This window comes from Hamadaea sp. NPDC050747, assembly GCF_040654195.1.
Lineage (GTDB): Bacteria > Actinomycetota > Actinomycetes > Mycobacteriales > Micromonosporaceae > Hamadaea.
The window spans coordinates 170754-178675 of the sequence record NZ_JBFAHM010000018.1 but is presented as its reverse complement, the minus strand read 5'-3'; the positions used below and the strand labels follow the sequence as shown (position 1 = coordinate 178675).

At 67.2% G+C, this 7922-nt stretch carries 10 protein-coding genes; 8 read left to right on the top strand and 2 right to left on the bottom strand.

Annotation, left to right across the window (positions count from 1 at the left end; all coding sequences use genetic code 11):
* Positions 1 to 182: 182 nt before the first annotated feature.
* Positions 183 to 566 carry a phage holin family protein gene (locus tag AB0H43_RS35365; RefSeq protein ID WP_360006896.1) on the bottom strand — a complete coding sequence of 128 codons (384 nt, stop codon included), beginning with the start codon at positions 564 to 566 and terminating at the stop codon, positions 183 to 185.
* Between the two features lie 161 nt (positions 567 to 727).
* Between AB0H43_RS35365 and AB0H43_RS35360 the strand changes: the two genes are divergently transcribed.
* From AB0H43_RS35360 to AB0H43_RS35345, 4 genes are all read left to right on the top strand, one after another.
* Positions 728 to 2017, top strand: a complete 1290-nt coding sequence (locus AB0H43_RS35360; RefSeq protein WP_360006893.1) for an extracellular solute-binding protein — start codon at positions 728 to 730, stop codon at positions 2015 to 2017.
* Positions 2014 to 2895: a sugar ABC transporter permease gene (locus AB0H43_RS35355; protein WP_360006890.1), complete on the top strand. Its 882-nt coding sequence runs from the start codon at positions 2014 to 2016 to the stop codon at positions 2893 to 2895. Before AB0H43_RS35360 ends, AB0H43_RS35355 begins: the two co-directional genes overlap by 4 nt.
* Positions 2892 to 3710 carry a carbohydrate ABC transporter permease gene (locus tag AB0H43_RS35350; RefSeq protein ID WP_360006887.1) on the top strand — a complete coding sequence of 273 codons (819 nt, stop codon included), beginning with the start codon at positions 2892 to 2894 and terminating at the stop codon, positions 3708 to 3710. The genes AB0H43_RS35355 and AB0H43_RS35350 overlap by 4 nt, the downstream gene beginning before the upstream one ends.
* Before the next feature lie 369 nt (positions 3711 to 4079).
* Positions 4080 to 4508 (top strand): hypothetical protein, encoded by a 429-nt coding sequence (locus AB0H43_RS35345; RefSeq protein ID WP_360006885.1) that lies wholly within the window; start codon positions 4080 to 4082, stop codon positions 4506 to 4508.
* Between the two features lie 54 nt (positions 4509 to 4562).
* On the opposite strand, the gene AB0H43_RS35340 is transcribed toward AB0H43_RS35345, so the two are convergent.
* The gene (locus AB0H43_RS35340) at positions 4563 to 6014 is read right to left on the bottom strand and encodes an MFS transporter (protein WP_360006882.1); all 1452 of its coding nucleotides are present in this window, start codon (positions 6012 to 6014) and stop codon (positions 4563 to 4565) included.
* A 51-nt stretch (positions 6015 to 6065) separates the two neighbouring features.
* Between AB0H43_RS35340 and AB0H43_RS35335 the strand changes: the two genes are divergently transcribed.
* From AB0H43_RS35335 to crcB, 4 genes are read left to right on the top strand one after another with little or no spacing between them, the layout of a single operon-like run.
* Positions 6066 to 6797 (top strand): TetR/AcrR family transcriptional regulator, encoded by a 732-nt coding sequence (locus AB0H43_RS35335; RefSeq protein WP_360006880.1) that lies wholly within the window; start codon positions 6066 to 6068, stop codon positions 6795 to 6797.
* On the top strand, positions 6794 to 7171 hold the full coding sequence (locus AB0H43_RS35330) for a CrcB family protein (RefSeq protein ID WP_360006877.1): 378 nt from the start codon (positions 6794 to 6796) through the stop codon (positions 7169 to 7171). The genes AB0H43_RS35335 and AB0H43_RS35330 overlap by 4 nt, the downstream gene beginning before the upstream one ends.
* Entirely contained in the window at positions 7168 to 7479 is a 312-nt protein-coding gene (locus tag AB0H43_RS35325) for a DUF190 domain-containing protein (RefSeq protein ID WP_360006875.1), read from the top strand. The genes AB0H43_RS35330 and AB0H43_RS35325 overlap by 4 nt, the downstream gene beginning before the upstream one ends.
* The gene (crcB, locus tag AB0H43_RS35320; RefSeq protein ID WP_360006872.1) at positions 7476 to 7820 is read left to right on the top strand and encodes a fluoride efflux transporter CrcB; all 345 of its coding nucleotides are present in this window, start codon (positions 7476 to 7478) and stop codon (positions 7818 to 7820) included. Before AB0H43_RS35325 ends, crcB begins: the two co-directional genes overlap by 4 nt.
* Positions 7821 to 7922 lie beyond the last annotated feature (102 nt).

The window sequence follows — 7922 nt, the reverse complement described above, 5'->3', positions numbered from 1 at the left end:
CAGACGTGTGCTATTCCGTTCTGTTCTCGGTCGAATCATGACCCAAGATTCGACCGAGAACCCTGATCCAGCGCCCCAGCCCCAGCCCAAGCCCAGCCCAGCCCAGCCCAAGCCCAGCCCAAGCCCAGCCCAGCCCAGCTCAGCCCGGCCAGTCCAGCCCTAGCCGCAGACGGCCGAGGCGGTCAGTCGTTGTCCTTGGATGTCCCGAAGGCCAGGTTCACGACCCAGCTGATCACGCCGACGATGATCGCGCCCCAGAAGCCGGCCCAGAAGCCGTTGACCTCGAACGGGATGTCGAAGACCCCGGCGAGCCAGCCGACCAGCAGGAAGAGCAGGGCGTTGACGACGAATGAGATGAGGCCGAGCGTCAGGATGTAGAACACGCAGCCGACCAGTTTCACGATCGGTTTGATGATCGCGTTGACGAAGCCGAAGATCAGCGCCACCAGCAGGTAGGTGCCGATCTTGCCCCACGTGGTCTCGGCGGTGACGTCGATGCCGTCGACTATCGCCGTGGCGACCCAGAGGGCGCCGGCGGTGACGAGCACCCGGATCAAGAATCCCATATGTCCGATGTTGCCGGATCGGAACGCTCCACGGAGGAGATTCCGTTACAACTCGGCTTCATCGGCTCTCTTCAGTGCCTGAGGTATTGACGAGCGTGCAAGTGGCTGGTACTCCATCTGTTAAGCAACTTGTCTAACTAACCGCTAGGCGAGGGGGAACCATGTCCGAAGTGCACTACCCACGGCGTACGCTGCTCGCCGCCGCCGCGCTCCTGCCCCTCACGGCCGCCTGCGACATCGGCGGGTCGAACTCCTCCGACTCCGGCGGCGAGGGGAGCGGCGAAGGCAAGATCACCGCCCTGTTCATGCAGCAGGCCGGCTACTCCGAGGCGGACATCCGCGCGATGACCGCCGACTTCCAGGCGAAGTATCCGAAGATCACCGTCGAGCCCACCTTCGTGGCGTACGAGGCCCTGCACGACAAGATCGTCGCGGCCGCCCCGGCCGGGACCTACGACGTCGTGCTGATCGACGTCATCTGGCCGGCCGAGTTCGGCAGCAAGAAGATCGTCACCGACGTCACGAGTCAGTTCCCGGCGGCGTGGAAGACCGACATGCTCGGCGGCGCGCTCAAGACCGCGGAGTACCAGGGCAAGTACTACGGAGTGCCGTGGATCTTGGATGCCAAGTACCTCTTCTACAACACGGAGATCCTCGGAAAGGCGGGCGTGGACCCCGCCACCCTGGCCACTTGGGACGGCGTACTGGCAGCGGCGGCCAAGATCAAGGCAGCCAATCTGGTCAAGCACCCGCTCATCTGGAGCTGGAAGCAGGCCGAGGCGCTGATCTGCGACTACACCCAGCTCCTCGGGGCGTTCGGTGGCAAGTTCCTCGCCGACGACTTCAAGTCGATCGCCTTCGACAGCGGCGGCGGCCTCGAAGCGCTCAAGTGGATGAAGAAGACCATCGACGACGGGCTGACCAACCCGAACTCGCTGGAGTCCCTGGAGGAGGACGTCCGCAAGATCTTCTCCGAGGGCTCGGCCGCGATGGCGCTGAACTGGACGTACATGTTCAACGCCGCGAACGACCCGGCTCAGTCGAAGGTCGCCGGGAAGGTCGAGGTGCTGCCGACCCCGTCCGGTAGCGGCGGCAGCCCGGGAGTGAACGGGTCGATGGCGCTCTGCGTGAGTGGCGGCAGCCGGAACCAGAAGGCGGCCTGGACCTACATCAGCTACCTGACCAGCCCCGAAGTCCAGAACAAGTACGCCAAGAGCAGCCTGCCGTGCTGGGGCAAGTCCTACGACGACCCGGCCGTCGTCTCGGTGTCGCCGAAGATGGTGGCGGCCGCGAAGAAGGAGCTCGCCAGCCTGATCTCCCGTCCGGAGGTGCCTCGCTACAACGAGATCAGCCAGCTGCTGCAGGCCGAACTCCAGCAGGCCCTGCTCGGGAAGAAGACACCGGAGAAGGCATTGTCCGACGCGGCGGCCCAAGCCAAGTCGCTGCTGTGAGGCGGCAGGCTCCCCTCGCGGCGGTGCTGCTGCTGCCGGCGGCGCTGGTCGTCTTCGGGGTGGTGCTGTGGCCCGCCGGCCGGGCGCTGGTCATCTCGTTCCTCGACGTCGACAGCCCTTTTCCGGGGGCGTACCCGGTTGTGGGGCTCGCGAACTACGCCGACATCCTGACCAGCCCCCGGTTCTGGGCGGCGGCGCAGCACACGCTCTACTTCACCGTCGCGTCGACCACGCTGGAGGTGGTGCTGGGCCTCGGCCTGGCCCACCTCCTCGCCGCGCCGATGCGGTTCCGCTGGCTGTTTCGGGCCATCGTGATCCTGCCCTGGGCGCTGCCGACCATCGTCAACGGCGCAATGTGGCGCTGGATCCTCAACGCGGAGTACGGCGCACTCAACGCGCTCCTCACCCAGCTGCACCTCATGGGGGACTACCGGTCGTGGCTCGGCTCCGACCCGTTCCTCGCGTTGAACATGGTCGTCGTCGCCGACGTCTGGAAGAACACCTCGCTGGTCGCGTTTTTCCTGCTCGCCGGCTTGTCCGCGATCCCGGCCGAGCTCGGTGAGGCGGCCCGCATCGACGGGGCCGGTTCGCTACGGGTCTTCTGGCGGATCACGCTGCCGTTGCTCCGCCCGACATTGGCCGCCGTCCTCGTGCTCCGGGTGATCGAGGCCTTCAAGGTCTTCGACATCGTCTACGTCATGACCGGTGGCGGCCCGGCCAGCGGCACGCAGACCATCACCTTCCTGACCTATCTGCAGGCCTTCTCGGCGCAGCGGTTCAGCTCCGGCGCCGCCCTCGCGTATCTGACGGTGGTCGCCGTGTTGATGCTCGCCCTGATCTACCTGCGGTTGTTGCGGCAACAGGAGATGAGGGCATGAGGCGTACCGTCGGGGCGCTGACCGCGTCCACGCTGATCCTGGCCCCGTTCCTCTGGCTGGTCGTCTCCTCGCTCTCGGGCCAGACGGACCTGCTGGAACGCCCGCTGCACTGGTGGCCCGAGCACGTCACGCTGTCCCGCTATAGGGAGATCTTCACCGGCCACGAGGGCGTCGCGGCCCAGTTCCGGTCCGCGATGCTCAACAGCCTGATCGTCGGGGCCGGCACCGTCGTCATCTCGGTCTCCGTCGGCATTCTCGGCGGGTACGCCTTGGCGCGGCTGACGTTTCCGTTACGGCGTACGACCTTGCTGTCGTTCCTGGTGACCTACATGCTGCCGCCGATCGTGCTGATCATCCCGCTGTACCTGCTGATGGCCCGGCTCGGGCTGCTCGACACGAAGCCGGGCCTGATCATCGTCTACTGCTCGCTGGCGACGCCGTTCGCGTTGTGGACGATGAGCACGTTCTTCGGTTCTCTGCCGGTCGAACTGGAGGAGGCGGCCCGGGTCGACGGCTGTACGCGCCTCGGCGCGCTCGTCCGCGTCATCCTGCCGCTCGCCCGCCCCGGCGTCGTGGCCACGACGCTGTTCGTCTTCCTGCTGTGCTGGGACGAATTCCTGTACGCCCTCATCTTCACGTCCACATCAGACGCGAAGACGATCCCGGTCGCGATCGCCGAGTTCACCGGCCGCAACGCGGTCGACTTCGGGCTCATCGCGGCAGGTGGGGTGCTCGCCGCCCTGCCGCCGGTCCTGCTGGCCGTCGTCCTCCAACGTCACCTGCTCGCCGGCCTCACCGCCGGCTCTCTCAAATAACCCCTCTCCGCGCGATCATGAACTACAGGCCATGATCGACCACGTTTCCCAGGTCGCCGATCTCGTTGTGCGGTGATCGTTCCCCAACCTCATGATCGACTCGCGTTTCCATGACCGCTAGGCAGTCCGTCAAGCACGCCAGGCACATGATCGGCTCGTGTTTCCGTGGCTGCGAGGCGGTCCGTCAAGCGCGCCGGGAGCGGATCGCGTACGACCTGCCGACCCGCAAATCGATCACGGAGTCAGGGAGTTGATCAGGACCGGGCGGACATGACACGCCGGTCGATCACGACCGTCAGTTCATGATCGCGCGGAAAACCAACGGGGGAGAGGGGAACCGGGGCGGGGGGTGGGTGCGTCGGAGTTCGCATGAGACGAGTCCTGGCGGTCGCGGCGTTGGCGGCTCTGCTGCTCTCGGGGTGTTCGAGTCCCGAGCCGGTGAGCAAGGACGCCACCATCCAGGTGTCCCGGGTGGGCGGGGCGCCGCATGTCGACGATCGGCTGGAGCTGAAGCCGGACGGGTCGTGGAGTTTCACGAACACGGCCGGGAAGCGGTTCAGCGGGACGCTTCCGGCCGATCAGCGAGACGCCGCCTATGACCTGGTCACGAGCGACGAGTTCGCCGAGGAGATGGTCCAGCCGACGAAGGACATGATGTGCGCTGACGCGCCGGTCGTGACCGTCGTCGCCGGTGGGCGTACGTCGACGTATTTCGGGTGCTTCGAGGACAAGTGGCCGAAGACCGCGGCCTTGGTCGACCTGTTGCAACGCAACATCACCGTGCCGAACGGGGGCTAGAACGAGACCGGCCGGCCGCTGGGGGTACGCAGCCGGCCGGTCTCCACCAACAGGTCACTCCTCTTCGGGCCGGGCAGACCGGGGGAGCAGGAACACCAGGCCGAAGGCGACCACGAGCAGTCCGAGCGAGATCGTGGTGGTCGTCGTCATGGCGCTGGCGAATCCGGCGTGCAGGCGGTTGAAGAAGACGGTGCCGAGGACGGCGATGCCGACCGCGCCGGCGAACTGCTGGACGGCGTTCAGGACGCCGGAGGCGGATCCGACCTGGTGGTCGTCGACTCCGTTGAGCACGGTGCCGAAGATGGGGCCAAGGCCGAGTCCCATGCCGAGGCCGGCGACGAAGGTCGAGGGGAGCAGCGCCCAGATCGAGACGGTGTCGCCACCGGCCCAGACCGTCAGGGCAAAGGCGCCGAACGCGATCAGCATGATGCCGAGTCCGATGTGGATGAGACGGCGGCCGAGCTTTCTGACCAGTCCGTGTCCGGCGATGGCGCCACCCGCGATGCCGAGCGCCATGGGTGCGCTGGACAGACCGGCCTTCAGGGGGCCGAAGCCCAGGCCGAGCTGGGTGAACAACCCGTACGCCAGCATGAAGCCGGTCAAGGCGCCGAAGAAGCCGAGGAAGACGGCGAGTCCACCGGTGAACGCGCGCCGGGCGAAGAGTCCGCCTTCGATGAGCGGCGAGTCCGCCCGGCGTCGCTCGTACGCCACGAACAGGCCGAAGAAGACGAGCGATCCGGCGAGGAGGCCGAAGATCCAGGCCGGCCAGGCCAGGTCGCGACCCTGGATGAGCGGGTAGATCAGCAGCCCGGAGGCCAGCGAGAGCAGGACCATGCCCGGGACGTCCAGCCGGGGGCGCGGGTCGGACGAGCCGAGCGCGGGCATGAACCGGAGCGAGCCGAGCACGGCGAAGAGCACGATCGGGACGTTGATCAGGAAGATCATCCGCCAGCCGGTGCCGAACCAGTCGGCGTCGATCAGCGCGCCGGCCAGGATCGGGCCGCCGACCGCGGACAGGCCCATGACGGGGCCGAACGCGCCGAAGGCCTTGCTGATCTCGTCGGGCGGGAAGACCGCCTTCAGGATGCCGAAGCCCTGCGGGATCATCATCGCGCCGAGGCCGCCCTGCAGGACGCGAGCCGCGATCAGCATGGCGGGGTCCTGGGCGGTGGCGCAGAGGACGGAGGCGAGCCCGAAGCCCATCGCGCCGATGAGGAACATCCGCTTGCGGCCGAAGATGTCGCCGAGGCGGCCGCCGGTGACGAGCATGACGGCGAAGGCCAGGGTGTAGCCCGCCCCGATCCACTGGATCATGCTGTCCGATCCGCCGAGCGCGCGGTGGATGCTCGGCGCGGCGATGTTGACGACGGTGGCGTCGAGCAGGTCCACGACCTCCGCGCCAAGCACCAGCCAGAGCACGAGCCACCGCCATCGGTAGGGCGGCGCGGACGCCGGCGGGCCGGAAGGAACGGTGTTCGTCGTGACGGAACGTTGTTCGGTAGTCATGAACAGAGTTCTACGTGACGAACGACGTTCGTGTCAAGTACAGTGTTCGGCATGACATCTGGCGGCACCCGAGCTGAGACCGACGACATTCCGGCGCCACCCTGGCAACGGCCGACCAAGGCCGCGAAACCGGCCCGTCGGCAGCTCAGCCGCGATGCGATCGTGGACGCTGCGTTGCGCGTACTCGACAAGGAAGGCCTGGATGCCGTGACCATGCGTCGCGTCGGGCAGGAGTTGCACACGGGCGCCGCGTCTTTGTATGTCCATGTGGAGAACAAGGAGGAACTCCACCACCTGCTGTTGGACCGGGTGATAGCCGACATTCCACTCGCTGAGCCTGATCCCACCCGGCCGTTGGAGCAGGTCAAGGAATTCGTCCGGAACTCGGTGCGGGTGATGGCCGCGCATCCGGGGGTGGCGCAGATCGCGATGTCGGGTCTGCCGAGCGGGTCGAACGCGCTTCGGATGATGGAGTACCTGCTCACCCTGCTGCGCCTGGCCGGGCTGCCGGACCAGGTAGTCGCGTGGGCCGGCGACCTGCTGGGCGACTTCATCCCCGCGATCGCCTTGGAGCAGAGCTTCTTCCGGCAGGCCGGGATCACCGAGCAGTCGATGGCCGAGCGGATCGGGCAGTACCGCGACTATCTGCTGTCGCTGCCCACGGACCGGTTCCCGACGCTGCGGAGCCTGGCTGACAACATGGTCGCCGGCAGCGGCAACGAGCGCTTCGAGTTCAAGCTCGACGTCATGCTCTCCGGTCTGCTCGCGGTCGCCGGCCGATGATCAAGACCGTCGCGGTGATCTCGCTGGGCGGCCTGCTCGGCGCGCTCGCCCGCTTCGGCCTCGGCGTCGCGTTCCCGGTCGCGCCACACACGTTCCCCTGGACGACATTCGCCATCAATGTGGTCGGCTGCCTGCTCCTCGGCTTCATCGCCCCGCTCACCGCGGGTCTCGTGCGGCCGTTCGTGGGCACGGGCGTGCTCGGTGGTTTCACCACGTTCTCCACCTACATCCTCGAAATTCACCGACTTGTACGCGCAGAGCAGCTCCCGACAGCCGTCGGCTATCTCGGGGCGACCGCGATATCCGCCCTGCTGGCGGCGTACTTGGGCGGAGTGCTGGCGGACAGCGTGGCGCGTGGGAGGGTGAAGGCATGAACATGCTGCGGTTGACGATCCTCGTCGGCGAGGACGATCAGTGGCATCACCGGCCGCTCTACACCGAGATCGTGCACCGGGCGCATCAGGCCGGGCTCGCCGGGGCGAGCGTCTTCCGGGGCGTCGAGGGATTCGGGGCGTCCTCGCGGATCCACACATCGCGGCTGCTCTCGCTCGCCGAGAACCTGCCGTGCTCGGTCGTCATCGTGGACACCGAGGACACCGTCCGGGCCTTCGTGTCCAGTCTGGATGATCTACCGATCGGGCTGGCCATGCTCGACCCCGTCGAGGTCGTACGCCCGGCATGACGGTTCTCCTCGTGGCGCTGGGCGCGGCCTTCGGCGCCCCCGCGCGCTACCTCCTGGACCGCTTCGTCCAGGCCCGCCACGACTCCGTGTTCCCCTGGGGCACGTTCGCCGTCAACGTGACCGGCTCGTTCCTGCTGGGTTCGTTCGCCGCGCTGTCCGCTCCGTACTTCGCGCTGCTGGGGACGGGCTTCTGCGGGGCGCTCACCACCTACTCCACCTTCGGCTACGAGACCATTCGGCTGGCGCGCACCGGATCCACCCTGTACGCCCTCCTCAACGTGGTCCTCAGCATCATCGCCGGACTCCTGGCGGCCTGGGCCGGCCTCACCCTCTTCTCCTGACCCTCACCCCACCCCACCCCACCCCACCCCTCTCCGCGCCGCCGGTTTCGGCGCTGGATCAGGGTTCTCGGTCGAATCTTGGAGCAAGATTCGACCCGGAAC

Bases quoted from the DNA above. Each gene is read 5' to 3' on its own strand.
- AB0H43_RS35360 (WP_360006893.1), top strand. From the start codon at position 728: ATGTCCGAAGTGCACTACCCACGGCGTACGCTGCTCGCCGCCGCCGCG.
- AB0H43_RS35330 (WP_360006877.1), top strand. From the start codon at position 6,794: ATGATCAAGACCGTCGCGGTGATCTCGCTGGGCGGCCTGCTCGGCGCG.
- AB0H43_RS35365 (WP_360006896.1), bottom strand. From the start codon at position 566: ATGGGATTCTTGATCCGGGTGCTCGTCACCGCCGGCGCCCTCTGGGTC.
- crcB (WP_360006872.1), top strand. From the start codon at position 7,476: ATGACGGTTCTCCTCGTGGCGCTGGGCGCGGCCTTCGGCGCCCCCGCG.
- AB0H43_RS35340 (WP_360006882.1), bottom strand. From the start codon at position 6,014: ATGACTACCGAACAACGTTCCGTCACGACGAACACCGTTCCTTCCGGC.
- AB0H43_RS35345 (WP_360006885.1), top strand. From the start codon at position 4,080: ATGAGACGAGTCCTGGCGGTCGCGGCGTTGGCGGCTCTGCTGCTCTCG.
- AB0H43_RS35350 (WP_360006887.1), top strand. From the start codon at position 2,892: ATGAGGCGTACCGTCGGGGCGCTGACCGCGTCCACGCTGATCCTGGCC.
- AB0H43_RS35335 (WP_360006880.1), top strand. From the start codon at position 6,066: ATGACATCTGGCGGCACCCGAGCTGAGACCGACGACATTCCGGCGCCA.
- AB0H43_RS35325 (WP_360006875.1), top strand. From the start codon at position 7,168: ATGAACATGCTGCGGTTGACGATCCTCGTCGGCGAGGACGATCAGTGG.